Below are 25,779 nucleotides of genomic sequence, written 5' to 3'. Positions count from 1 at the left end.
AAATTGTTTTAATTCCGTTACATGGAACCGCTGAGCTATAAGAGTTCCATGACTCACACCAACGCGTTGCCGCTAATCTCCAGTCACAGACATGCCATGGATGCATTGTGGGAGCGGCGTCCCGCCGCAAACTCTTCAGGCTATAGAAGCGAAAAGCTCGCGGCGGGACGCCGCTCCCACCGGCCGGTCGCGTCTTATCGTTCCGGCAGCGGAATGAACTCCACTTCGCCTGGGATCTGGCCGAAGCTTCCGTCCAACCAGTCCTGCTTCGCCTGCTCGATGCGGTCTTTCGAGCTGGACACGAAGTTCCACCACATGTGACGCGGCGCATCCAGCGGCTCGCCGCCCAGCAACATGGCCCTGAGCGGAGTCTTGGCGCGAAGGACCGGTCGCGTGCCCGGGTCGAGCACCACCAGATGCTTGTCCGGGACATCGGCGCCATCCAGCTGCGCGTCGCCTTCCAGGATGTAGAGCGCGCGCTCGACATGACCGTCTTCGATGACCAGTTCGGCGTCGGCCTCCAGGTCCACGGCCACATTGAAGGTATGGGTGAAGACGCGAACCGGCGATTCCTCGCCGAAGGCGCGTCCGGCGATCACCCGCAGGAATGCACCGTTGCGCCGGATCTGCGGCAGCGCGGAGGCTGCGTGGTGGTGGAATTCCGGCGCGGTTTCCTCGTCGGATTTCGGCAACGCCACCCAGGTCTGCATGCCGTGCACAGCATGCCCGCGCCCACGCTCATCGGCCGGCGTGCGTTCGGAATGGGCGATGCCGCGGCCTGCGGTCATCCAGTTGACGTCGCCGGGCAGGATCACCTGTTCGGAGCCCAGCGTGTCCTTATGGTTGATCGCGCCGGCCCACAGGAACGTCACCGTGGCCAGGCCGATATGCGGATGCGGACGTACGTCGATGCCACGGCCGGGTTCGAAGATCGCCGGCCCCATATGGTCGACGAACACGAACGGTCCGACACTGCGCGCCTGCAAGCTGGGCACGGCGCGACGTACTTCGAAACCGCCGCCTAGGTCGTGGGTACGGGGAGTGATGATCGTGGTCATGGAGGCCTCCGGGAATAGCGGCAGGATCGCATAGGAAAGCCGGGCGCTCGACACGCCGACGGGAACGGATCGTTGCGTTCAGAAGAGACTGTCGTTGTCGATGGAGGCGGCGACGTCGGTGGGAAGCTCGCCACGCCGGGAGGCAATGCGGTCGGCCAAACGAGTCGGTTCCGGCAAGCGATAGCCCTTCAGTGTGCGCATCACCCATCCGACCGCCGTGTCCATGGAAATTCGATGCCCGGGTGAAACGATTAGCGGATTGCAGCGTAGTTTGCTGCGCAACGCCCAACCGATCTGTTCGCCACGGTGCGTCAGTGCAGCGCGGTCGCCTGGCGTCGGCCCCGGGTCGTTATGGCGACCGGCCAGTACTTTCTTGGCTACTCCGATGGCAGGCAATCCTGTCGCCACACCGAAGTGCGCCGCGATTCCCAGTCGTCGGGGGTGGGCGATGCCCTGGCCATCGACGAAGACCAGATCCGGTGTCCGCATCAGCATGGCCAATGCGGCCATCAATGCAGGCAATTCGCGAAAACTCAGCAAGCCCGGTACGTACGGCATCGAAGTCTTGACCCGGGCGATATGCGATTCGATGGGCAGCAACGTGCCGGCGTCGAGCAGGACCACTGCGGCCCGGGTGACTGTGCCTTCTTCCTCGAAACCCACGTCGAACCCGGCCAGTACGCGCGGCTCGGGAAAGTCGTCCTGCAAGGAAACGCGCTTGGCGAGCTCCACCTGCAGAGAGCGTGCGGCAGCGATGCTGCCGTCCCAATCGGCGAACACATCGGTTTCCGAATTCACATCCATGGCACAAGGGTAATCAGGACGTGTTCGCGCCATGTGCAGATTTCAGCGCGCTTATGTGGGATCGGGCGGCGGCGGGTCCAGGCGGATGCGTTGGAAGCGCGCGAAGCGCGGCAAGCCTTTACGGGTCAATCCGTTATAGCGATAGGTGACCAGGCTGCCTATCGGCGGGGGAGCGGCGCGCTGGGCATCGGTGAATCCGGAGCCTAGGCGGAATCGCCGGCCATCCCGCATCTGTACGATCAGAGCGCCGAGCATGCCCCTGTATTTCCCTTTTCCTGGCGCATGCGCCACCACGCGCGCTTCCGCATCCTCATAAAGCTTGTATTTGATGAGGTCGTCGCTCCGGCCCACCTGATATAAAGCGCTGCGCCGGTGCAGCATCAGACCTTCGCCGCCTTCGGCGACGAGTCGCTTGAGCCTCGCCTCGAGCGCAGCCTTATCGCCCACGCGGAACTGAGGAACGGTTTGCAGCCAGACGATCCCAGCTGTGGACAACAAGCCACGCATGCGCAGCACTCGTGCTTCGAAAGTGCCACCATGCTCGGGCAGATCGAAGACCATGAAGCGTACGCGCCGCCAGGCGCGATCATCGGCCTTTCCTGCGCGCACGATGCCGCTGACCTCATCGAAACGGCCGCGACCTACCCACAGTTCGCCATCCATGGCCACCTTCGGCCAGCCCGCGGTGAACCATTCCGGCGGCGCTATCGGTTGTCCGGCGCGGGTGACCAGACGTTTGCCGTCCCAACGTCCGCGGACGCCATCCAGTTTCTCGCTGATCCAGTAGTCCGCGATGTTCAAGCCGCTGTGGTAGTTCGTGGCCAGCATCAACTGCGGCTGGCTTGTCGTTTCCGCCAGCGACGGTGGGGGCAGCAGGAAAGACAGCAGCAACAGCAAAACGATGCGCAGGTTCATGATCTCGGTCCTTGAGTATGGGTCGGCAGGCGCATGTCCGTGCGCATGGTCCAAGCTTACGGCTTCAAGAATCGGTCGCGGGTCTATGCCGTGTCGGAGTTTCCCGGTCGACAAAGTCGGAAAACGGCCCGCATGTGGAATCGCAAACGGTCAGCGGTCTTTCCGCTAGGGCGGGACATGCGTTGCGGACAGATCAGTAACTGCTCTGCGAAAGTGTCGCCTTGCCATCTGGGCCGATACTGACCCGATAGATGCGGTCGAACTGGTCGTCCCGCATCGCTTCGACGGTCGTTCCCGATAGCGCCGCGACGATCCCTGGCACGCTGTTGCTGTGGCCGACGACCAGTACAGTACCGCGCGCATGGGCGGCGCGGAGTTGCGAGGCGAATGCGGCGTCGGCCATCTTTGCATCGTAGGTCGTGACGCTGATGCCATGCCCATCGGCTGCAGGTCGTGCCGTCTGCTGGGTGCGCCGGTAAGCGGTGGCATAGGCTGCCGTCAATGGTGCATCGCTCAGTAGCTGCGCCAACCTGTCCGCGCGCGCCCTGCCGGCGTCGTTCAACGAAGGATCGCGCGCATCGTCCGTGCCTTTCTCCGCATGACGGACCAAAATGAAGGTGGTGGTTGTGCCGGCCGGTGCGGTCGACGCAGTGGTGCTGCAGGCGGCCACGCCCACCACTAATGCCGCGAGGAACAACAAGCGCGACAGGCGGTTCGGCGTGTTGCGAATCGCTTCAGTCCGGTTTCGCCCTCGCCCGTGATCTCGGCCTCGCTCTTGATGCCGTTCTCGAAACCATCGCCCATTCCCGAATACAACAACCATAGCGTTTTCTCGTTGCGCAACAGATCGAGCGCGTTGTGAAAGTCGTCCAGATGGTAGTGCAAGGACGGGACGAGGGCTCGACTATTTCAACTCGACCACTTTTCCGCCCAGCCAGCGATAACGATAGGTCTTGTCCAAAGTGGGGCAGCAGCGCGGATCATTGGGTCCGGGCATCTTCGACTTGACCACGACAATGCCCTTGTCGATGGCGATGCTTTGCACTTCACCCCAGAGATCGCCGCTGCCGGCCTGCACATAGCCCTTGCCTCGATCGACGAACACATCGAGCCGGTAGGACCAGTAAGTCGGACCCAGTAACGCGGTCTGCACCACGATTTCGGGTTTACCATCGCCATCGAGATCGCCCACGACGGTTTGGGCGGCCTGGTAACTGACATCGGCCGGCGGAAGCGAGGACAGGTAGTCGCTGGCGATTTTTCCGCCTGCGTCTGCGTGACCGCATGGGCCTGCGAGGAAAGCAGGAGCATGAAAACTGGGATGGCTGCCAGCCTGATGCGCATGGGCTACTCCGTGGGTGGCCGAGCCGGGTGCCGGGCAACGATATCCGGACATCACTTTCCAACGCGCCGGCACGCCCGGAGCGGACAAGCGCGACGCCCACTTTCCGCGGCGGCTCAGAACCTGACGAAATAGGGGATAACCATCAACCCTAGGCCGACCACCACCAGCAGCAGCGTGCTGGAAACGAAATACGGGAAGATCATCAGCACCAGTCCGCACAGCGTCGGCACCAGCGCCTTCTGGTTCTTTCCGTACAGGAAGTAACCCAGCCCCACCGAACCGAACAACAAGCCCCAGAGCAGCGATGCGGTGTCCACGACGGTATCCTTCAGCTTGGGTCTGGAATGTTAGAGCAGAGAATACGCCTAGGACTTGGCAAGCGTCGCCAACAGTCCGCGCGCGGCATTGAAACGGTCCGCCGCCTCCGGCAGCGGCAGTTTGACCCGCAATTTGTCCGGTCCGTCCATCGAATACAGCTTAGGCTGCTTCTGGATCATCTGGATCACCGACATCGGGTCAATATTGGGCTGCGACTCGAACACGATGCGGCCGCCGTTCTCACCCAGGTCCAGCTTGCGGATGCCCATCGCCGTGGCCGTGAGTTTGAGTTCGGCGATGGCGAACAGATGCTTGGCGGCATCCGGCAGCAGGCCGAAGCGGTCGATCATTTCCACTTGCAGGTCGCGCAGTTCGTCGGCATCGGCGGCGCTGCTCACACGTTTGTACAGCGTCAGTCGTGTGTGCACGTCTGGCAGGTAGTCGTGCGGGATCAGCGACGGGATATGCAGTTCGACCTCGGCCCCGTGCGCGGTGCCGGCGTCCAAGTCGGGCAGTTTGCCCAGGCGGATCGAACGTACCGCGCGTTCCAGCAGTTCGGTGTACAAGCTGAAGCCGATCTCCGCCATTTGGCCGCTCTGGTCTTCGCCTAGCAGTTCGCCGGCGCCGCGGATTTCCAGGTCGTGCGTGGCCAGGGTGAAGCCGGCGCCCAGTTCGTCCATCGCCGCGATCGCTTCCAGACGGCGCTGCGCATCGCCGGTCATGCTGCGTTTGTCGGGGATGACGAGATACGCATAGGCGCGGTGATGCGAACGGCCGACGCGTCCGCGCAGCTGATGCAACTGGGCCAGGCCGAAACGATCGGCGCGGTTGATGACGATGGTATTGGCGTTGGGGATGTCGATGCCCGATTCGATGATCGTCGTGCACAGCAGCACGTTGAAGCGCTGCTTCTGGAAATCCAGCATCACCTGTTCCAGCTCGCGTTCCGGCATCTGTCCGTGGGCCACGCCGATGCGCGCTTCCGGCACCAGCTCGGACAGGTCGCGCTGCATGCGGCCGATGCTTTCCACGTCGTTATGCAGGAAATACAGCTGGCCGCCGCGCGCCAGCTCGCGCTGAAACGCTTCGCGCAGCAGCGGCGCGTCCCAGGGCGTGATGAAGGTCTGCACCGCCAGGCGGTTGGGCGGTGGCGTGGCGATGATGGAAAGGTCACGCAGGCCGGCCATGGCCATGTTCAAAGTACGTGGAATCGGCGTGGCGGTGAGGGTCAACAGATGCACGTTAGCGCGCAACGCCTTCAGCGCCTCCTTCTGGCGCACGCCGAAGCGCTGCTCTTCGTCGACGATCACCAGTCCCAAATCCTTGAACTTCACGTCCGGCTGCAACAGGCGATGCGTGCCTACGATCACGTCCAGCGTTCCCTCGGTGACCTTGCGCAGCTCTTCTTTGATTTCCTTGGCGCTCTTGAAGCGCGACAGCACTTCGACCTTCAACGGCCAGTCGGCGAAGCGGTCGCGGAAGTTGCGGTAGTGCTGTTCGGCCAGCAGCGTGGTCGGCACCAGTACGGCCACCTGTTTACCAGCGCTGGCCGCGGCGAACGCGGCGCGTACGGCGACCTCGGTCTTGCCGAAGCCCACATCTCCGCAGACCACGCGGTCCATCGGCTGCGAACTGGCCAAGTCGCGGATTACCGCTTCGATGGCATGGTGCTGATCGGGGGTCTCCTCGAACGGGAAGCCAGCCGCGAACGGTTCGTACATCGCGCGATCCAGATGCAGCGCCAGGCCGGCGCGTGCCTGCCGGCGCGCCTGTATTTCCAGCAGTTCGGCGGCTACGTCGCGGACCTTTTCCGCCGCTCTGCGCTTGGCCTTGGTCCAGGCCTCGCCACCCAGCGAATGCAGCGGGGCGGTTTCCACCGAAGCGCCGGAGTAGCGGCTGATCAGATGCAGCTGCGCGACCGGCACGTACAGGCGATCGCCCTTGGCGTATTCGATTTCCAGGTATTCGCCGGGCGTGCCGCCGGCCTCCAGCACCACCAACCCGCGATAGCGGCCCACGCCGTGATCTTCGTGGACGATGGGCGCGCCTTCGCTCAACTCGCCCAGGTCGCGGATGATCGCTTCGGGCTCGCGCCCGGTGCGGCGGCGACGATGCGGCTGGGTGGCGCGTTCCGGGAACAGCTGGCGTTCCGTTAGCACCGCAATCTGCGGCGCATCCAGCGCGAAGCCGTCTTCCAGCGGTGCGACAGCGAGCGCGAATCGAGAAGAGCCGGCGAGGAAGGCGTTGAAGTCGTGGACGACGTCCGGCGTCAGCGCCGCCGCCTGCATCACTTCCATCAAGGCTTCGCGACGACCCGGCGAATCCGCCGCCACCATCACCCGTCCCGGATAACTGGACAGGAACGATTTCACCGCCGCGGCGGGCTCGACATCCTTGGCGGCGAGCGGAAGCACCGGCACTGGTTGGTCGCCCAGCGACTGCGATTCTTCCCGGCGCGGATGGTTCGGTCCGCACACCTCGATGCGCGCATTGCGGTTCAGACGTTCGCGCAATGCGTCGGGTGCGAGATAGAGCTCGTCCGGCGGCACTAGTGGCCGTTCGATGTCGTGCCGGCGCTGTTCGTAGCGGTTGCGGGTTTGTGCCCAGAACGCTTCGGCGGCTTCGTAGGCGCCTTCGGCGATCAGCGGCAGCGTATTGGTGTTGTCCAGGTAATCGAACAGCGTTGCGGTTTGCTCGAAGAACAGGGGCAGGTAGTACTCCACTCCTGCCGGCGCGATGCCCGACTTGAGATCCTGGTAGAGCGAGCTGCGCCGGGTATCCACGTCGAAGCGTTCGCGCAGAGCATCCAGAGCTCGCTGAACGGAAAGATCGTCCAAGGGCACTTCGCGTCCGGGCAGCATCTTTACCGAGTCGGTCTTTTCCAGCGAACGCTGGCTTTCCGGGTCGAAGGCGCGGATGGAGTCGATGGTGTCGTCCAGCAGCTCGATGCGCAGCGGCGCATGCGCGCCCATCGGGAAAACGTCCAGCAGGCCGCCACGGATGGCGAAATCGCCCGGATCCAACACCTGCGGCACGTTACGGTAGCTGGCGGCCTCCAGGCGGCGCTTTTCCTGGTCGAAGTCCAGTTTCTGGCCGACGCGCAGATCGAAGCTGCCGCCGACCACGTAACGCAACGGCGGCAGCCGCTGCATGAGCGTCTGTACCGGCACCACGACTATTCCGCGCTTGAGCGTCGGCAGGCTGTGCAGGGCGGCCAAACGTTGGGAAATGATGTCCGGATGCGGGCTGAAGCGGTCGTAGGCCAGGGTTTCCCAGTCCGGGAACGGCAGCACCGGCAGCTCGGCATGCGTACCGAGCAAGGTATGCAGATCCGATTCCAACTGGTGCGCGCCCTGGTTGTCGCGGGCCACGGCCAGCAGGGGTCCTTGATGGGCTTCGGCCGCACGCGCCAGCGACCAGGCCAGGGCCGTGGGCGACACGGGGGCGCGCCACCAGGCACGTAACTGGTTGCTGCGGGGCAGTGGCGGTGGAGGGAAATGCGGGGATTTCGGGTCGTTAGGCATCGGCACGCAAAACAGCAGCAGCGCCGGACGCGGTCGCGTCCAGCGCAAGGAAAAGGACGCGCAGTTTAACGTGCCCCGTGTCAGGGCCTGTCAGCAGTCATCGAGAGAGGGCCAATTCGTGCCCACCGTCTTGTAGAGCCGAGCTTGCTCGGCTGCATTAATTGTCAGCAATTGAGCAAGAGCAGCCGAGCGAGCTCGGCTCTACAAAGTGCTCCTTCGGTTATGGTCGCGCTTCGAGCACCAGGTTGAACGGAGTCTCGGTAGCGCGCCGGAAGCGGCTGAACCCGCCTTCATCGACCATGATGGCGCGCAGCTTCGCTTCCCCGGCCTGTGCGCCCAGTGCGGGCCCATGGCGCGCCAGCGACACCGGTACGCAGATCTGCGAAGACGCGCCGTAGTAAACCCGCCCGACCGGATTTAGGTTGTCCTCGACCTTGTCGCCGGCGAACGGCTCCACCAGTAGGCAGTGACCGTCGGGTTTCAACGCTTGGCGGGCATGCCGCGCGGCGCCGGCGGGATCGCCCATGTCGTGCAGGCAATCGAAGAAGGCGATCAGGTCGAAGTCGCGGTCGGGGTAGCCCACCGCATCGGCGACTTCGAAGCGTGCGTTGGTCACTCCGGCGGCCGCCGCACGCTCGCTGGCGATGCGGATCGATTCGGGGTGGTAGTCGTAGCCGATGAATTGCGAGTTCGGGTAAGCCTGTGCCATCAGCACGGTGCTGGCGCCGTGGCCGCAGCCGACATCGGCGACCTTGGCGTTCTGGACGAGCTTGTCTACCACGCCGTCCAGCGCGGGCAGCCATTCGCCGAGCAGGTGCGCGTGATAACCGGCCCGGAAGAATCGCTCGGTGCCGTGGAACAGGCAGGGGTGGTGTTCGCCCCACTCCATGCCGGCGCCACTGCGGAAATTCTCTAGGGTGCGGTCCAGGGTATGGAAGGTGTCTTCGACGATGTTGTACGCGCCGGGGAGGTCGACCGGGCCGTTCGGATCGGCCAGGCACAGCGCTTGCTCGTCGCTCAGCGTGTACCGGCCGCTACTGGCGTCGTAGCTCACGTAGCCGCCCGCGGCCTGATTGCCCAGCCATTCGCGGATGTAGCGCTCATGAGTGCCGGTGCGTGCGGCAAGTTCAGTAGGGGTAGCGGGCTCTTCGGCCAGGGCCCGGTACAGGCCGAGCCGGTCGCCCACCAGCATCAGGCTGGCGCTGATTGCCGCGCCCAGGTCGCCGACCGCTTTGCCCAGGAAGTCGTTGAGTTTTGCTTCGTTTATGTTCATGCGCGGCTCTTCCGATGGTGGCGCGGCGGTGCCTGCCGCAGGCCCCCATTAGGCGCAACGCAGTTACGAGAAACAGGCGGCCAGGTCGTGGTCGGATTCGCCGCACGCCGCTCTAGAGGTAGCGATTGCTCAGGGAATCGTTTCTGCTTGCGTCCCGCCGACCGCCAATCCGCTTATTCGTTGAGATCCAGCACCACCCGTACCAGGCCGGGGGTATCGTCCTCGCGCATGCGCTTGAAACCCAGCGACTGGGCGAGCTGCAGCATGGGATGGTTGTGGTCCAGCACGTCGCCGTACAGGCGGTCGAGCTTCTTGGTCTTGGCCCATTTCACCAGTTTGCGCATGAGCTGACGGCCCAGACCTTGTCCGGCGATGAAATGGCTGACCAGGATGGCGAACTCCGCATCGCGTGTACGCGGCGTGATGGAGGTGCGTGCGACCGCGCCCACCAGGGCTTCGCCCGGCGGCAGGTTCTCGGCCGCGACCAGCGCGAATTCGGTGCGGGGGTCGGGGTGACACAGGCGGTATGCCATTTCCGGGGTCATTTCCTTCAGCGCATACAGGAAGCGCTGGCGGACTTCTTCGGGACCCAGCAGTGCGAAGGCGCCCTGGATCGGATCCGCGTCTTCAGGGCGGATAGGACGGATCAGCAGCTCGCGGCCATTGGGCAATCGGAACTGCTCGTGCCACGGTGGGAGTCTTTTCGGCGCGGTCATGTGGTCATGCTCGCATGAAAGGATCGCCGCGGGGAGTGAAGAGGCAGGCCGGAACCCGGCCCGCGTAGTGCTTCGATTCAGCCCCTTGGCAGGGTTTTCGGCTTGCGTAGTCGTGAGACCAGGGTCACCGCCAGCAGCACGCCGATACCGATGAGAATGCCGACAACGGCGTCGAACAGCATGGAAACCAGGGTGCCTGCCGTGCCTTGTGCATAGGGCTCGATGAAATGGTGGAGAGGCGGCAAGCCATGCACCAGGATGCCGCCACCGACCAGGAACATCGCGGCGGTGCCGGCGACGGAGAGGAACTTCATCAGGTACGGAGCCCCGCGCAGGATGCCTGTGCCGACATTACGCTTGACCTTCGCCCAGCTGCCGTCGCTTTGATCGCGGTTGAGCGCCAGTCCCAGGTCGTCCAGCTTCACGATGCCGCCCACCAGGCCGTACACGCCGATCGTCATGATCAGTGCGATGGCCACCAGCGTCAGCAGTTGCTCCACAAAAGTCCTGCCGGCCAGCGTACCCAGCGAAATGACGATGATCTCGGCCGAGAGGATGAAATCGGTGCGGATCGCGCCGCGCACCTTGTCCTTCTCGAACGCGACCATGTCGACGTTCTCGTTCTGTACTGCCTTTACCAGTTCTGCGTGGTGCTGCTTGTCTTCGTTCTTGTCGTGCAGAAACTTGTGGGCCAGCTTTTCCACGCCTTCGAAGCACAGGAACGCGCCACCCAACATCATCAACGGCGTGACCAGCGGAATGTTGTAGCCCCTGCCGTGCAGCCAGGTCTCCAACGCGCTGATCGCCAGCGCGGCCGGCACCAGGATGGCCTTGTTGACCAACGAGCCCTTGGCCACGGCCCACACGACCGGCAGCTCGCGGTCGGCGTTGATGCCGGAAACCTGCTGCGCATTGAGGGCCAGATCGTCGCCCAGCACCCCTGCGGTCTTCTTGGTGGCGATCTTGGTCATGACCGACACGTCGTCGAGCAGCGAGGCGATGTCGTCGATCAGGGCGAAAAGGCTGGATCCGGCCATGTGGCAATCAAGGAGTTGCGTTGGGGAGCCGCGATTCTCGCATACGTGAGGTGCTTCTATGTGCGGTGTTTCAGCCCTCGGCGCGTAGCCATTCCAGCCGCGTCATCGCCCCGGCTTCGCCCAGCGCTTTCTTTAAAAGCGGCAGTGCCGGTGCGATCTGCTGATCGAACTGCCACGGCGGATTGAGGATCACCAGTCCGCTGCCGTTCAAGCGCAGCGGCGAGTCGTCCGCGCGTATCTGTAGCTCGGCCAGCAATACCGACTTAGCCGGGAGCGCTGCAGCCTTGCGGAAGAACGGCTGCAAAGTGCGTCGCTGCTTGATCGGATACCAGATGGCGTAGGTCGCCTGCGGCCAGCGTTCGAGCGCGTCGCGCACCGTGGAGATGATTTGCGGGTATTCGTTTTCCTGTACTTCGTAGGGCGGGTCTATCAGCACCAGGCCGCGTGCGAATTTCGTCGTGCCGTGTTTAGGCGGCAGCATCGCCTTGATCGCCGCATAACCATCGCGCGCGTGCACGGCCACGCGCGGATCGTGGGCGAACAATTCCTTCAGCGCGGCCGCTTCCTCCGGCTGCAGCTCGCAAGCGGCCAGGCGGTCCTGATCGCGCAGGGCCTGGGCCACCAGCAGCGGCGAGCCGGGATAGGCGATCAATGCGCCGACCGGGTTGTTGGCTTCCACCGCGCGCAGGTAGCGCTCCACCACTTCGGGCATCTTCGCTTCGCCCATCAGCCTGAGGATGCCGGCGTCGGCTTCGCCGGTCTTGCGGCTTTCCGGCGCGGCGAGCAGGTAGCGGCCGCGCCCGGCATGGGTATCCAGCACGAAAAACGGCGCGTCCTTGCGCTTCAGTGCGTCGAGCAAGGCCAACAGCACGATGTGTTTGAGGACGTCAGCGTGGTTGCCGGCGTGGAAAGCGTGCCTGTAGTTCATGGGGGAAGCATAACGTTATGCTGCGCGCCATGCCCCTGATCCTGATCGCCGAAGACGAGCCCGCCATCGCCGACGCGGTGCTGTACGCGCTGCGCAGCGAAGGCCTGGAAGCCGAGCACTGCCTGCTGGGCCGCGAAATAGCGCCGCGTGTGCGCGCCGGCGGCGTCGACGTGGTGGTGCTGGACGTGGGCTTGCCGGATCGCAGCGGTTTCGACGTATGCCGCGAGCTGCGCAGCTCCAAGGAAGCGTGGGTCAGTGAGGTGCCGGTGATCTTCCTGACCGCGCGCAACGACGAGATCGACCGCGTGCTGGGACTGGAACTGGGCGCCGACGACTACATGGCCAAACCGTTCTCGCCGCGGGAGCTGGTGGCGCGGGTACGTGCACGTCTGCGCCGCAGCCACGTCGGGCAGGAACCGGTCAGCGAGTCGGTCAAGGGCGAATTCCAGATAGACCACGAAGGCCACCGCATCCGTTTCCGGGGCAATGCGCTGGAACTGACCCGTTACGAATACATGCTGCTCGCGGCCTTGCTGCAGCGCCCAGGCGCCATCCTCAGCCGCGCGCAGTTGATGGATCGCGGCTGGGACAGCGATGCGGATAGCGCCGATCGCACGGTCGACACCCATATCAAGACCCTGCGCGCGAAGTTGCGTGCGGCCGGTGCCGAGAACGATCCGATCCGTACCCATCGCGGCCTCGGCTACGCGTTGGAGGTCTGATGCGCCTTGGCCTGCGTTTGTTCCTGGGTTTCTTCCTGATCGTCGGGTTGGCGGCCTTCTTCGTCATGCGCGTATTCGTCAACGAAGTGAAGCCGGGCGTTCGCCAAGCGATGGAGTCCACGCTGGTCGATGCGGCCAATGTGCTGGCGGTGATGGCGGCCGACGATCTCAAGTCCGGCCATATCGCCGACGGCCAGTTCGTACGCGATCTGGCGTTGGCCCAGCGCCGCGAATTGAACGCCACGGTCTGGCAGTTCCCCAAGCGCAGCATCGACTACCGCATCAGCATCACCGATACGCGCGGCGTCGTGGTCTACGACTCGACGGGACGCGACGTGGGTCGCGACAATTCCAAGTGGAACGATGTCTATCGCACCTTGCGCGGAGAGTACGGTGCGCGTTCCAGCCCAGCGATCCCGGGGGACGAAGACCATACCGTTATGCATGTCGCCGCGCCCATCCGCGACGGCGACCAACTCATCGGCGTGCTGACGCTTTCGCAGCCCAACGAGACCTTCGAGCCCTTCATCGCCGCCAGCCAGCGCAACATCATGCGGCGCGGCGGTTGGCTGATCGGCCTTTCCGCGCTGATCGGCTTGCTGATGACCTGGTGGTTGATGCGTGGAATCAACCGTCTCAACCGCTATGCGCAGGCGGTCAGTGCGGGCGAGCGCGTGCCGCCCTTGCCCGCACGCCGCGACGAAATAGGCGATCTGGGACGCGCGGTGGAAACCATGCGCAGGAAGCTGGAAGGCAAGGCCTACGTCGAGCAATACGTGCAGTCGCTGACCCACGAGATGAAGAGTCCGTTGGCTGCGATCCGCGGTGCGGCGGAACTGCTGCAGGAGCCTTTGCCGGAGGCCGAGCGGCAGCGATTCGCGAACCACATCCGAACCCAGGAACAACGGCTCACCGAAACCATCGACAAGCTGCTGGCGCTGGCGGAAGTGGAACAGCATGGTTGGCTGCGCAAGATCGGGCCGGTGGGTATCGATGCCTTACTGGGACAGGTAGCCGAAGACGTGGCGGCGAAACTGGCGACCACGGGACTGGCGCTGTCGGTGGATGTCCACGATCCGCAGGCCGAAGTTCAGGGCGATGCCTATCTTCTGCGGCAGGCGGTTTCCAACCTGTTGGACAATGCAATCGCTTTCTCGCCCTCTGGCGGCACGATTTCCCTGTCTAGCAAGACGGTCGATCGGCATATCGAGATTCGGGTCGCGGATGAAGGCCCTGGCATCCCGGACTACGCGCAGGATCGCGTCTTCGAGCGCTTTTATTCGCTGGCGCGTCCCTCGACGGGATTGCGCAGCTCCGGATTGGGGCTGCCGTTCGTACGCGAAGTGGCCCGATTGCATGGAGGTGAGGCGGAACTCGCCTCACTGGAAGGCGGCGGTGCGCTGGCGATACTGCGGTTGCCCAAGTCCTGACGATAGGAGCGGTGACCAGGTATTTTGGTCCCCAAATGGTGTCGCATCCTTAGTGACGTCATCCCAGCGAAAGCTGGGACCCATCTTGATCTTGCTTCAGGATTGTTAATGCAAAAGCAAAATGGATCCCAGCTTGCGCTGGGATGACGGCAATATTGTTCGATTGAATCAGGCGAAAGCCCAGTCCGCTAGTTCTCGACTTCACACAGACTTCAAACTCGCCTCAAACCTTCCACACCAACGCACTTCAGGCTACCCCCGTGTTCAACCCGGGGCAAAAACCATGAAGTCACTGAAGCTGTTATTGCGTTTTATTACCGTAGGCGGCCTGGTGCTGCTGTTGCTGATTCCGTTGATGATGATTCGCGGCGCCATCCATGATCGCCAGGCCTACCGCGCGCAGGCGGTCCAGCGCGTGTCGCAAAGCATGGCCGGGCCGCAACAGCTAGTCGGCCCATTACGCGTGATTCCATGGCGGGAACCTCGCGTGGTGAATGAAACCGGCGCAGACGGCAAGCCGGTTACGCGCACCGAAGTCGTCGAAGGTTATGTCTTCCAGACGCCTAAGACTATGCGCGTGCAGGGCGGACTCAAGCCGGATGTGCGCCGCATCGGGCTGTACAACGTGCGCGTATTCGAATGGCAGGCGGGATTGAAGGCCGCCTTCGATCCGCTGGCGCTGACCGTAGTGCCGGGACGCAGCTATGGCCGGCCCTATCTGGTGCTTGGTCTGGGCGATGTGCGTGGTCTGGTCGGCACGCCCGACTTCAAGGTCGATGGCGCGCCGGTAATACTGGAGTCCGGCACGCAGGCCATGTCCGAACGCCTGCATGGCATGCACGCGAATCTGCCCGAGATCGTCGGCGACCTGTTGCCGGCCAGCCAAGTCGATGCGAATTTCCGCTTGAATGGAACGCAGTCGCTGGGCGTCGCTCCGATAGCGGACAGTAATCAGATCACGCTCGGTTCCACCTGGCCGCATCCCTCGTTCGCGGGCCGTTTCCTACCCAACCAGCGCCGCATCCAGGCGGACGGTTTCAGCGCGGAGTGGGAAATCTCATCGCTCGCAAGCGCGGCCCAGTCGCAACTGGCCAAAGGTGACGGCCTGTTGACCCAGCGCAGTAGTGCCGTCGATGGCGCCCCGGCACAGTTTCCCGGCTCCGGCGACAGCGCGATCGACAGCGTGGAAGTCAGTCTGGTCGATCCGGTGGATATCTACACCCAGGCCGATCGCGCCAGCAAATACGGCATCCTGTTCGTGGTGCTGACCTTCGTGGGCTTCGCGCTGTTCGAACTGATCAAGCGCCTGCCGATCCATCCCTTGCAGTACCTGCTGGTGGGCCTGGCGCTGGCGATCTTCTTCCTGCTGCTGCTCAGCCTGTCCGAGCATATCGATTTCATGAAGGCTTATCTGATTTCCGCTGTGGCCTGTATCGGACTGCAGTTCGTCTACTTGTCGGGAGTGTTGAAGAGTTGGGTGCGGGCGGGAGGGTTCGCGGTGATGCTCACGGCGCTCTATGGCGTTCTCTACAGCCTGTTGATCTCCGAAGACAATGCGCTGCTGATGGGCTCGCTACTGCTGTTCGGCATCCTGGCCGCGATCATGTGGATCACCCGCAAGGTCGATTGGTATGAACTCGGCTCTTCGTTGCGCTGAGCCGGCCATGCTCAACGTGCAGACCTTGCATCGTCGGGCCGCCCGGGTACTGCCGGAGGTCATCAAGACCTCCGGCGTGCTTTTGGAAGACGCGGGACAGAATGAGTTGGCGGCGATGCTGTTCCCGCTACGACGGAAATCGACCGGCGCGGTGTTGTTCCGGATATCCGCGGAGATGATCGATGCGATGGGGAATCAGCCGCTGACGTACCTCAAGGAAGCGATGCGGGCCAGGGAAGGCCTTGGCCGCCGGTGCGCTCCCTTTGCCTACAAAGAATGGAGGGCCGCTCGCCTCCCGGCGCAGTGGGTATCGGCGATCTCGCCAAATCGCGCCGAGCAAGCGCCTGATTCCCGCGATGGGTGGTTACAGCTGTTCTTCACGACCAAAACAGATGGCAAGGCGCTGCTGGTGGTACTTCCAAGCGTACGCCTTCTGGCTTATGTCTGGCGCGACTAAGTGCACGAAGGCCGGCTTGGAGGGTCGTAGGAGCGACGTAAGTCGCGAAGGATTGCCGTGGAAACCCTTCGCGACTTACGTCGTTCCTACGATTCCGGGAATCTCGCCCCGGCCGGTGGCGTGCGGTAGAGTCCGGGAATGGACTCTCCGCACACCATCGGCCTTTTTCGCGGCCCAGAGATCTCGGCCAGATTGGACGACGTCGCCCGTCTGCGCATCGGTGTGTTCCGTGCCTGGCCTTATTTATACGAAGGGAGTTTCGAGTCCGAGCGCGTATACCTAGCGGCCTATGCGCGATCGAAGGACAGCCTCTTCGTGCTCGCATTCGATGATGGCGAGGTGGTCGGGGCCTCGACTGGATTGCCGCTAGCCGACGACATACCTGAGTTCCATAAGCCTTTTCTGGAGCACGGAATGCCGGTCGAATCGGTTTTCTATTTCGGCGAATCCGTGCTGCTCCCCGAGTATCGCGGACGCGGCATAGGTCACGCCTTCTTCGATCGACGTGAGGCGTATGCACGTGCGCTGGGAGGGTTTAGGTGGACCGCTTTCTGTTCGGTGGATCGAGAGGATGACGATCCGCGTGGTCCGCCGGAGTACCGGCCCAACGATGCGTTTTGGCACAAGCGTGGTTATCGGCGCAGTGTTGGCATGACCACGTACTTGCCATGGAAGGAAGTCGATCAAGGCGACGTCGTCCATCCACTGACCTTCTGGTTGCGCGAACTGGAGCAGACTGCATGAAAGTCGCTGTCGCTAAATATCCTGTCGGCGCGCCGCGCGATTTCACGGAATTTTCGGACAAACAGGCGCAGCTGGTCGCAGAAGCGGCGCAAGCCGGTGCGACGATCGCGGTATTGCCCGAATACCTGTCGCTGGAGCTAGCGGCCACCTTCGACGCCGCAATCAGCGCTGAACTAATCGCCTCGCTCTCGACGATCCAGCAATACCGGCCGCAGTGGCTCGAGCTGTACTCGCGATTGGCGCGCGAGCACCGCCTGAATTTGGTCGCCGGCAGTTTCTTGCTAGCGCACGGGCAAGACCGTTACCGCAACCGCAGCGACTGGTTCACGCCAGACGGCGCGCACGGATGGCAGGACAAACTGCAACTGACCGGTTTCGAGAAATCCACGGGCGTGATCGAAGCCGGGGATGGCTTGAAGGTCTTCGAAGCACAAGGCGTGCGTGCGGGTATCTCGGTCTGCTACGACGCCGAATTTCCGCTGCCGGTACGCGCGCAATACGAAAGCGGCGCGCGCCTGTTGCTGGTGCCCAGTTGTACCGATACCGAAGCCGGTGCTACCCGCGTGCGCATAGGCTGTCTGGCGCGGGCGTTGGAGAATCGCATGTTCGTTGCCCAGTCGGTGACCACGGGCGGAGCTGCGTGGAGTCCCGCGCTGGACACCAATACCGGCGAGGCGGCGATCTATGCGCCGATGGATGTTGGCTTGCCTGCCGACGGTATCGTGGTGCAGACCCACGGGGATCAGGTTTGGGCGATGGCGGACCTGGATTTCGAGGCGCTGGAAGCCAGTCGCGTTCGCGCACAGGTTGCCAACGATCGTGATTGGAATGGGCAACTGGCGCCCGGCATCGCGCGCGCGGCTCTATCCAAACCCGTGTAGGAGCTGCGTAAGCTGCGACCGCGGCATTGGGTCTCCAAATGAGCCCGGCAAATCTCTGGTCGCAGCTTACGCAAGTCCTACAGGAGAAGCAGGTTGCTCATGGCCGGCATCGTCCATAAAGAAATCGCAGCTAGCAGGGAACCTATCCCGAATGCCGCCAGCACGTCGCTGGGGTAGTGCAAACCCAGAACCACGCGCGAAACTGCCACGCACACGGTGAAAGGAATCAGCAGGAAAGCCAGTGCCGGGTAGTGCGCAATCGCTACGATGCTGAAGGCCACCGCATGCAAGGTGTGCCCGGACGGAAAACTGAATTCATCCAGCGGCGCCACCCATGCGCGGATGCGCACATCCGAAGCGAAAGGCCGCGGACGCCGGGTCCACCGCTTCAGCAATTTGTATAGGGCCAGCGCGATCACCCCGGTCACGGCCAAGTGTGCGGAAGCGGCCAGTCCCGCCATTCCGTCGAAGGCGATCAGCGCAGCCATCAACAGATACCAGAACACGCCGTCTCCCAGACGGCTGATCAGGGCGAAGAACCGGCGGATGCCGTTTCCTTGGCCCCAGCGATTGGCGCGCAGGCACCAACCCATATCATGCAGCTGGATGGGTTTACGCAGCGGCAGCGGACGCATGTCGCCTCCTCGCATTTGCCAGACCGGCGAGCAGGGTGTCGAAGTCGGCAGACACCTGTTCCGGATGCAGGCGTTGCATCGATTGCCGCGCGCGTTCGCCCATGGCCCGGCGCAGGACATCGTCGGTGGCCAGTTTCGTCGCCGCGGCGATGAAGTCCGCATCGTTATCCACGGCCATTCCATCGATCCCGTGATGCAGATGTTCGCGCGCCGCGCCGTAGTCGAACGCTACCGCAGCGATGCCGCTGGCCATCGCTTCGAGTGTGGTGTTGCCGAAGGTCTCGCTATGGCTGGGAAACAAGAACAGATCGGCGCTGGCGAAATGGCGCGCGACCTCGGCACCGCGTTGAAGGCCGCAGAAGATGAAGTCCGGGTGGTCCTGAGCGAGTTTTTCGCGCGCGGGTCCATCGCCTACCCACACGAAGCGGGCATCGGGCCGGCTGCGCTGGAGTTCGCGGAACGCGCGGACCGCAAGATCCAGGTTCTTTTCCGGCGCGATCCTTCCGAGATAGATCACCGCCAATCCGGACTCATCCAGGCCCCAGGATCGGCGCAGCGCGGCGTCGCGTCGCTCTGGGCTGAACTGGTCCGCGTCCACCGCACGCGCCAACCGGACCACCTGTTTGAAATTCTGCGATTGCAGAAACTCCGCCAGTTCGCGGGTCGGCACTAGGGTGGCATCGCCTCCGTTGTGGAAGCGCCGCATCCAGCGCAGGGCGGTACTTTCCAAGAATGGCATGCCGTAGTCGCGCATGTATTGATCGAATCGGGTGTGGAAACCCGTCGCGGCTGGGATTCCGAGTTTCCGTGCAGCCCGCAACGCCGACCAGCCCAGAGGGCCTTCCGTGGCCACATAGATCGCATCCGGCGGACAAGCGGTCCAGAGCTCCCACAGGCTTTTGGTAGCGGGAAAGCCGAACTTCAGCCCGGGATAGCGCGGCAAACCGGCGCCGCGCACCAGCAAGGTATCGGAACCGGCGCGAATCTCGTCTTGTTGTCGCGGCCGCACCAGCAGTACCTCATGGCCGCGCGCGCGCAAGCCCAGTTCCAGACCCTGCACGGTGAGGGCGACACCGTTGATCTCGGGCGGGTACGTTTCGGTGACGATGGCATAGCGCATGCGTGACTCCACGTTTTGCGCATGCTGGGGGTCCCGCATGAAGTGGATGTTGCAAGCGGATTACGGAGCGATGACTTGAAGAAAAGCCGTTCATGATGGGCTTGTCGAGCCATGCTCTTGGCAGGCGCCACAGGGGCGTGCGGTCTCGATATGGCTCAAAAGCGTGGTTCGACACGCTCACTACGAGCGGGTGTAGTCGCTCTCAAGGAACAGAATGGCCGCGCACGGCGGCCAGCAGCGAATACCACTCTTCGCGAGTAAGGCTGATCGTGTCGGCCCGGCAACTATCGGCCAGACGATCCGGGCGGGTGGTGCCGATGATCGGCTGGATCGGCGCGGGATGCTTCAACAACCAAGCGAGCAGGACCGCTTCGGTGGTAACGCCTTTGGCCTGTGCCAACCGCGCCGCCAGCGTTGCGGCAGGCCCGGCAAGCCGACCGCCCGCCAGGGGCGACCATGCCTGTACCAGGATGTCGTGTTCTCGGCAGTAATCCAACGTACCAGTGGCGCCGGCATAGGGGACGCCGGACTGGTTGCTCAGGATGGTTTCGGAAATCGGATAGTGGTGCAGCAGGCTCAGCTCGATCTGGTTGATCACCAGCGGCTGGTCCACGTATTTCCGCAACAGCGATATCTGCGAGGCACTGTGATTGCTGACACCGAAATGGCGCACCTTACCGCTGCGTTGCAGCTGATCGAATGCGCTGGCCACTTCTGCCGGTTCGGCGAGAGGATCGGGGCGATGCAGCAACAGGATGTCCAGATATTCCGTGCGCAAGCGTCGCAATATGCTTTCGACCGAGCGCAGGAGGTGTTCTCGACTGAAGTCGTAGCGCGCCGGAACGCCGGGATGCGGATCGTCCGCAAAGCGGATGCCGCACTTGGACTGCAGAACGATACGGTCGCGCAGATCCGGCAACTGGCGCAAGGCTTCGCCGAACAACAGTTCCGATTTGCCGCGCGCATAGATATCGGCATGGTCGAAAAGGGTGAGGCCTTGTTCCAGAGCGGCCTCCACTACCTCGAACGTCGCCGATATTTCGCTGGCGGTGATCGGTTCGTCGTCCCAGGCGCGACTCAGGTGCATGCAGCCGTAGGCGATACGGGACACCTCGAGATCCGAGTGCGGGATGCGGCAGGTCTGCATGCATCAGTCCACGAAAGGACGGAACGCTACACCCAGCCCGGCCATGTCCTCCGGCTCGCTCACCAGATCGGCGCGCAGCAGGGGGCGGGCTTCTATCCACTTCTTCGAAATCACCAACTGCAGCGAATCTCCATTGCCGATGGCCTCGAGTTTCGGTATGGGTTGCGCGTCGTGCGCCCGGTGCAGCAACACGGACAAGCGCAGCAAGGCGGCCTTGCGCCGCGCGCTGAGCAACAGACGATCGGGGAGCGCTTCGAAGGCCGCCTTCGGAACGCCGCGTCGATGGGTGCGCACCAGCGCGGCCAGCACCTGCTGCTCCTGTCGCGAAAAACCGGCGATATCCGAGTTCTCGATCAGGTACGCGCCATGCACGTGGTATTGGCTGTGCGCCACCGCCAGGCCGATCTCATGCAGGCGCGCGGCCCAGCCCAGCTGTCTCGCGTCGTCGTCGTCGAGCGCCCAGCTTTCCGCCACTTGCTCGAACAGACGCATCGCCGTGCCCTCCACCCGCGCCGCCTGGACTTCGTCGATGCCGTAGCGCTGGGTCAGCGAAGCCACCGAGGCATCGCGTGGATCATTGTCGCTGCCGCGGCCGAGCATGTCGTAGAGGATTCCTTCGCGCATAGCTGCCTTGCTGACCATCAGACGTTGTATGCCCAGCGCTTCGAAAGCGGCTTCCAGCACCAGCACCCCGCCGGCGATGATCGGCCTGCGGTCATTGGACAGGCCTGGAAGTTGGATATTGTCTATGTTGTCGGCCTGCAGCAGGCGGTCGCGCAGCTGCGGCAGCGCTTCGGCGGTGATCGCGCCCTTGGTCAGTTTCATCGCCGCGCAGATCTCGCCGATGGCCTTGTGCGTACCGGAGGAGCCCAATGCCTCCTGCCACCCTAATGCGCGATACAGGCCTGCGAACTGCTGGAACTCGGCGCCGATCTCGGTCAGCGCGTCCTTCCAGCGCTTTTTGGAGATCTTTCCGCCCGGGAAGAAACGCCGCGTGCTGGCGATGCAGCCTACCTGCAGGCTTTCGCGTTCGATCTGGTCGAAACCGCGGCCGATGATGAATTCGGTGGAGCCGCCGCCGATATCGATGACCAACCGCAATTGGCCCGATTTCGGCGGTTGCGCGTGGGCCACGCCCAGATAGATCAGGCGCGCTTCCTCGCGGCCGGAAACCACTTCGATCGCATGGCCCAGTGCGGTTTCCGCCGGCACCAGGAAACTCTGGGGCGATGACAGCTGGCGTACTGTGTTGGTGGCCAGCGCACGCACGCGCAGCGAGGGGATATCGCGGATCCGTTGGCCAAAGCGTGCCAGGCATTCCAGGCCGCGCTGGCGCGCAGCGGAGGAAATGCCGCCTTTGCCATCCAACCCGTCGGCCATGCGCACGGTCTCGCGCAGACGGTCTACGACGCGAAGCTGGCCCAGCGTATAGCGCGCCACCACCATGTGGAAGCTGTTGGAGCCGATGTCGACTGCGGCGAGCTGGTCGCCGTCATTGAGAGGTAGGGAGACGGCGGAGGAAGGGAAAGGCATGCGCGAATATTAACTTATCGCCTGCGGTCTTCCGCCATCAGACCTTCGATAGCAATGTCGCCTGCGCCGAATACGGCGCCTCGCCTTCGGCCGGCGACAATTTGCGGTATTCGCCGTCGGCATCCAGCACCCAGGCGTTGGTGTTGTCGTCCAGGTAGTTCTGCAGCGCTTCCTTGAACACGCGTTCGGCCAGGTCCTCGTCCAGGATCGGGAAGCAGGTTTCCACGCGATGCAGCAGGTTGCGCTCCAGCCAGTCGGCGCTGGCGCAATATAGCTCGGGCTCGCCGTCGTTGCCGAACCAGTAGATGCGGCTGTGCTCCAGGAAACGGCCGACGATGGAACGCACGCGGATGTTTTCCGAAATTCCCAGCACTCCCGGTCGCAGCGCGCAGGCGCCACGCACGATCAGATCGATGCTGACCCCGGCCTGCGAGGCGGCGTACAGCGCACGGATGATGCGCGGCTCGTTGATGGCGTTGATCTTGACGATGATGCGGCCCGCTTTTCCAGCCCGCGCGAGCTTGGCTTCGCGCTCGATCTTCTTGATCAGGCCCGGGTGCAGGGTGAAGGGCGATTGCAGCAGACGCTTGAGCTTGGTGGAAGGCGCGAGTCCAGACAATTGCTGGAACAGCAGGTGCACGTCGTTGCCTATGTCGGGATCGGTGGTGATCAGTCCCAGATCGGTGTACGCGCGCGCGGTTCCGCTGTGGTAGTTGCCGGTGCCCAGGTGCACGTAGCGGCGCAGCTTGCGGCCCTCGCGGCGCACGATCAGCAGCATCTTGCCGTGGGTCTTGAAACCGACCACGCCATAGACCACTTGTACGCCGGCTTCCTGTAATCGATCGGCCACGCCCAGGTTGGCGTCCTCGTCGAAGCGCGCGCGCAGTTCCACCACCACGGTGACGTCCTTGCCGTTACGCGCGGCCAGGACCAGCGCGTCGACGATCGCCGAATCCTTGCCGGTGCGGTACAGGGTCTGCTTGATCGCCAGCACCTGCGGGTCGGTGGCCGCCTGGCGTATCAGTTCCAGCACCGGCGTGAACGCGTCGAAGGGGTGGTGCATCAGCACGTCGCCGTCGTCGACGATCTCGAACATCGAATCCTGGCCACGCAGCGTGCGCGGGTTGAAGCTGGGATATTTCAGCTCCGGCCTGGCCACCAGGTCGTAGACCTGGGTGACGCGATTGAGATTGACCGGTCCGTCGATCAGGTAGACCGCGTTCTCCGGCAGATCGAAATTCTGCAGCAGGGTTCGCATGATCGGCTTGGGACAATCCTTTGCGATTTCCAGTCGCACGGCCGGGTTGTAGCCGCGTCCGATCAGCTCATCGCGCAGGGCCAACGCCAGATTCTCGACTTCGGCTTCGTCCACCACCAGTTCGGAATTGCGGGTCACCCGGAACTGATAGGCGCCTTTGACTTCCATGCCCGGGAACATCTCGTCGGCGAACGCCGACAGCACCGAGGAAAGCAGCACGAAATCGTGTTCGCCGCCGGATACGCGTTGCGGCAGATGGATGATGCGGGGCAGCGAACGCGGCGCCCGCACGATGGCCAGATGGCCGGCACGTCCGAACGCATCCTTGCCCTTCAGCACCACCACGATGTTCAGCGACTTGTTGAGGATCTTCGGGAACGGATGCGACGGGTCCAGGCCTAGCGGTGACAACACCGGCATGATTTCGTCGCGGAAATAAGCGCGCAGCCAGCGCGTCTGCCGGGCGTTCCAAGAATCGCGTCCCAATACGCGGACGCCCGCTTCGTTGAGCGAAGGTCGGATCACCTCGTTCCAGCATTTGTACTGCGCATCGACCAACTTGGCGGCGCGGTCGTGGATCTTGTTGAGGATGGTCGCTGGGCTCATGCCGTCGGCCGCGGCGGGCAGGCCGAAATCCATCGCATGGCGCACGGTCGCGGCGCGGATCTCGAAGAATTCGTCCAGGTTGGTGCAGGAGATGCACAGAAAGCGCAGCCGTTCCAGCAACGGCACTTGCGGGTCCAGCGCTTGCGCCAGCACGCGGAAATTGAAATCCAGCTGCGACAGCTCGCGGTTGAGATACAGCGCCGGATCGCGCAGCGGATCGCCTTCGGTGGGAGCGTCGATGGCAGGCAGGCTGGGGAAGGCGGCAGTCATGCGGTCTGGCTCTGGGAAGGGGGATGGACCGAAGCGGGATCGCGCGGATGTACGCGCTCGGCGTTGAAATGGATGGAGAAGGTGCTCCCCTGGCCGACTTCGCTCGCTATCTCGAGCCTCGCCTGGTGCAGGTTCAGCACATGCTTGACGATGGACAAGCCCAGGCCGGTGCCGCCGCTTTCGCGCGAACGGCTGGTCGAGACGCGGTAGAAGCGTTCGGTGATGCGCGGCAGGTGCGATTGCGGGATGCCGTAGCCGGTATCGCGCACGCTCAGCACCGCGCCGTCGCCTTCGCGCGCGAAGCGCAGGGTGATGGTGCCTCCGACCGGCGTATAGCGCACTGCGTTGCTGACCAGGTTGGAGAAGGCGCTGTGCAACTCCTTGTTGGATCCCCAAAGGTCGCAGCCGGCCTCATCCACCACGACCAGGGTATGGCGGTGATGGCTCAACGCCTCGGCTTCGCGCTTCAGGGTGGCCAGCATCGACGCCATCGCCACGCTTTCGTCAGGCAGGCTGTCTTGCGCTTCCAGCCGCGACAGAGTGAGCAGATCTTCCACCAACTGGGTCATGCGTTGCGACTGCCGTTGCATCTCCGCCAGGATCGGTGTCCATTCCGGGAAATCGGTCGGGTCCAGCATGTCCAGATAACCGTGGATAACGGTCAACGGCGTGCGCAGTTCGTGCGAGACGTTGGCGACGAAATCCTGACGCACCTGTTCCAGCCGCAGCATCTTGCTGACGTCGCGCGCGACCAGCAGCCAGTACTGGTCCGAGTAGGGGATCAGGCGCAGGTTGAGGCGAAGGTCGGGATCGACCGGCGAAGCGGCGTCCAGCATCGGCTCCGCATTGCGGCCAGCGGCCAGCCAATGCGATAGCGACATCGGTTGCAGGCGTTCCCCGATGGGCGTGCCCATATCGGTATGTTGCAACCCTAGCAATGTGGTAGCCGCCTTGTTGAACCACTGCACGCGCTGGGTGTTGCGTTCCACCACCACAACCGCGTCGGGCAGGGCGGCGGCGGCGGCGCGATAAGCGCGCAGCATGTCCAGCAATCTGCGTTTGCGGGTGCGCATTTCCGACTGGCCGCGGTAGAGCAGGCGATCCAGTTCATTCCATACGCCATCGCCACGCACCGGTTCCATCCGTTGCCGGGCGGTCAGCCGCAACAGCACCGTGCGCAGCCGCCAATAGTGCCAGGCGACCACGCCCAACGCCGCGACCGTGATTACCGGCCAGACATAACCCAGCAGCCAGCCCACCAGCGCGGCCGCCGCCAGCACTGCGACCAGTTGGCCGAGCGTCTTGAACCAGGCGGAGCGGATGTGTTGAGGCATTGAAGGGATTGTGTCAGAGGCTTGTGACAGACAGGCGGAAATCGGAGCGGCGGCGAGGCCTCCGGCG

23 protein-coding genes are annotated in these 25,779 nt (G+C 63.4%); 6 read left to right on the top strand and 17 right to left on the bottom strand.

Annotated elements, in window-relative coordinates; all coding sequences use genetic code 11:
- Nucleotides 1-194 precede the first annotated feature (194 nt).
- From AC1DTQ_RS09445 to AC1DTQ_RS09395, 11 genes are all read right to left on the bottom strand, one after another.
- The gene (locus AC1DTQ_RS09445; protein WP_477849298.1) at nucleotides 195-1,058 is read right to left on the bottom strand and encodes a pirin family protein; all 864 of its coding nucleotides are present in this window, start codon (nucleotides 1,056-1,058) and stop codon (nucleotides 195-197) included.
- 78 nt (nucleotides 1,059-1,136) lie between these two features.
- A complete protein-coding gene (nfi, locus tag AC1DTQ_RS09440; RefSeq protein WP_477849675.1) occupies nucleotides 1,137-1,862 on the bottom strand; it encodes a deoxyribonuclease V in 726 nt (241 codons plus the stop codon).
- A gap of 51 nt (nucleotides 1,863-1,913) precedes the next feature.
- The gene (locus AC1DTQ_RS09435; RefSeq protein ID WP_477849297.1) at nucleotides 1,914-2,777 is read right to left on the bottom strand and encodes a DNA ligase; all 864 of its coding nucleotides are present in this window, start codon (nucleotides 2,775-2,777) and stop codon (nucleotides 1,914-1,916) included.
- Nucleotides 2,778-2,970: 193 nt separating this feature from the next.
- Nucleotides 2,971-3,477, bottom strand: a complete 507-nt coding sequence (locus AC1DTQ_RS09430; protein ID WP_477849296.1) for a phosphoglycerate mutase family protein — start codon at nucleotides 3,475-3,477, stop codon at nucleotides 2,971-2,973.
- Between the two features lie 204 nt (nucleotides 3,478-3,681).
- Entirely contained in the window at nucleotides 3,682-4,209 is a 528-nt protein-coding gene (locus tag AC1DTQ_RS09425; RefSeq protein WP_477849295.1) for a hypothetical protein, read from the bottom strand.
- A gap of 26 nt (nucleotides 4,210-4,235) precedes the next feature.
- Nucleotides 4,236-4,439, bottom strand: coding sequence for a hypothetical protein (locus tag AC1DTQ_RS09420; RefSeq protein WP_477849294.1), 204 nt, complete (start codon nucleotides 4,437-4,439; stop codon nucleotides 4,236-4,238).
- A gap of 48 nt (nucleotides 4,440-4,487) precedes the next feature.
- On the bottom strand, nucleotides 4,488-7,964 hold the full coding sequence (gene mfd / locus AC1DTQ_RS09415; RefSeq protein ID WP_477849673.1) for a transcription-repair coupling factor: 3,477 nt from the start codon (nucleotides 7,962-7,964) through the stop codon (nucleotides 4,488-4,490).
- 220 nt (nucleotides 7,965-8,184) lie between these two features.
- A complete protein-coding gene (locus AC1DTQ_RS09410; RefSeq protein WP_477849293.1) occupies nucleotides 8,185-9,237 on the bottom strand; it encodes a class I SAM-dependent methyltransferase in 1,053 nt (350 codons plus the stop codon).
- A gap of 173 nt (nucleotides 9,238-9,410) precedes the next feature.
- On the bottom strand, nucleotides 9,411-9,953 hold the full coding sequence (locus AC1DTQ_RS09405; RefSeq protein ID WP_477849291.1) for an N-acetyltransferase family protein: 543 nt from the start codon (nucleotides 9,951-9,953) through the stop codon (nucleotides 9,411-9,413).
- Between the two features lie 77 nt (nucleotides 9,954-10,030).
- Complete coding sequence (locus tag AC1DTQ_RS09400) at nucleotides 10,031-10,990, bottom strand: DUF808 domain-containing protein (RefSeq protein WP_477849289.1); 960 nt, start codon at nucleotides 10,988-10,990, stop codon at nucleotides 10,031-10,033.
- Between the two features lie 70 nt (nucleotides 10,991-11,060).
- Entirely contained in the window at nucleotides 11,061-11,918 is an 858-nt protein-coding gene (locus tag AC1DTQ_RS09395; RefSeq protein WP_477849288.1) for a 23S rRNA (adenine(2030)-N(6))-methyltransferase RlmJ, read from the bottom strand.
- Between the two features lie 17 nt (nucleotides 11,919-11,935).
- Here AC1DTQ_RS09395 and creB point away from each other — a divergent pair, with 17 nt between their 5' ends.
- The 6 genes from creB to AC1DTQ_RS09365 all read left to right on the top strand — a co-directional run bounded on the left by creB (nucleotide 11,936) and on the right by AC1DTQ_RS09365 (nucleotide 17,809).
- Entirely contained in the window at nucleotides 11,936-12,640 is a 705-nt protein-coding gene (gene creB, locus AC1DTQ_RS09390; protein WP_477849287.1) for a two-component system response regulator CreB, read from the top strand.
- On the top strand, nucleotides 12,640-14,070 hold the full coding sequence (creC, locus tag AC1DTQ_RS09385; RefSeq protein WP_477849285.1) for a two-component system sensor histidine kinase CreC: 1,431 nt from the start codon (nucleotides 12,640-12,642) through the stop codon (nucleotides 14,068-14,070). The genes creB and creC overlap by 1 nt, the downstream gene beginning before the upstream one ends.
- 283 nt (nucleotides 14,071-14,353) lie before the next feature.
- On the top strand, nucleotides 14,354-15,727 hold the full coding sequence (gene creD, locus AC1DTQ_RS09380; RefSeq protein WP_477849284.1) for a cell envelope integrity protein CreD: 1,374 nt from the start codon (nucleotides 14,354-14,356) through the stop codon (nucleotides 15,725-15,727).
- Nucleotides 15,728-15,734: 7 nt separating this feature from the next.
- The gene (locus tag AC1DTQ_RS09375; protein ID WP_477849283.1) at nucleotides 15,735-16,184 is read left to right on the top strand and encodes a hypothetical protein; all 450 of its coding nucleotides are present in this window, start codon (nucleotides 15,735-15,737) and stop codon (nucleotides 16,182-16,184) included.
- Nucleotides 16,185-16,322: 138 nt separating this feature from the next.
- A complete protein-coding gene (locus AC1DTQ_RS09370) occupies nucleotides 16,323-16,928 on the top strand; it encodes a GNAT family N-acetyltransferase (RefSeq protein WP_477849282.1) in 606 nt (201 codons plus the stop codon).
- Nucleotides 16,925-17,809, top strand: a complete 885-nt coding sequence (locus AC1DTQ_RS09365) for a carbon-nitrogen hydrolase family protein (RefSeq protein WP_477849281.1) — start codon at nucleotides 16,925-16,927, stop codon at nucleotides 17,807-17,809. The genes AC1DTQ_RS09370 and AC1DTQ_RS09365 overlap by 4 nt, the downstream gene beginning before the upstream one ends.
- A gap of 77 nt (nucleotides 17,810-17,886) precedes the next feature.
- On the opposite strand, the gene AC1DTQ_RS09360 is transcribed toward AC1DTQ_RS09365, so the two are convergent.
- From AC1DTQ_RS09360 to phoR, 6 genes are all read right to left on the bottom strand, one after another.
- Nucleotides 17,887-18,444 (bottom strand): phosphatase PAP2 family protein, encoded by a 558-nt coding sequence (locus AC1DTQ_RS09360; RefSeq protein ID WP_477849280.1) that lies wholly within the window; start codon nucleotides 18,442-18,444, stop codon nucleotides 17,887-17,889.
- Nucleotides 18,422-19,564 (bottom strand): glycosyltransferase family 4 protein, encoded by a 1,143-nt coding sequence (locus AC1DTQ_RS09355; RefSeq protein WP_477849278.1) that lies wholly within the window; start codon nucleotides 19,562-19,564, stop codon nucleotides 18,422-18,424. The genes AC1DTQ_RS09360 and AC1DTQ_RS09355 overlap by 23 nt, the downstream gene beginning before the upstream one ends.
- A 202-nt stretch (nucleotides 19,565-19,766) precedes the next feature.
- The gene (locus AC1DTQ_RS09350; RefSeq protein WP_477849277.1) at nucleotides 19,767-20,711 is read right to left on the bottom strand and encodes an aldo/keto reductase; all 945 of its coding nucleotides are present in this window, start codon (nucleotides 20,709-20,711) and stop codon (nucleotides 19,767-19,769) included.
- 3 nt (nucleotides 20,712-20,714) lie between these two features.
- Complete coding sequence (gene ppx, locus AC1DTQ_RS09345) at nucleotides 20,715-22,244, bottom strand: exopolyphosphatase (RefSeq protein WP_477849275.1); 1,530 nt, start codon at nucleotides 22,242-22,244, stop codon at nucleotides 20,715-20,717.
- A 37-nt stretch (nucleotides 22,245-22,281) separates the two neighbouring features.
- Complete coding sequence (gene ppk1, locus AC1DTQ_RS09340; protein ID WP_477849274.1) at nucleotides 22,282-24,378, bottom strand: polyphosphate kinase 1; 2,097 nt, start codon at nucleotides 24,376-24,378, stop codon at nucleotides 22,282-22,284.
- On the bottom strand, nucleotides 24,375-25,712 hold the full coding sequence (gene phoR, locus AC1DTQ_RS09335) for a phosphate regulon sensor histidine kinase PhoR (protein WP_477849272.1): 1,338 nt from the start codon (nucleotides 25,710-25,712) through the stop codon (nucleotides 24,375-24,377). The genes ppk1 and phoR overlap by 4 nt, the downstream gene beginning before the upstream one ends.
- Between the last annotated feature and the right edge of the window lie 67 nt (nucleotides 25,713-25,779).

Source organism: Pseudoxanthomonas sp. P4_B2 (assembly GCF_056402315.1).
This window is presented reverse-complemented; position numbering and strand designations above follow the sequence as displayed.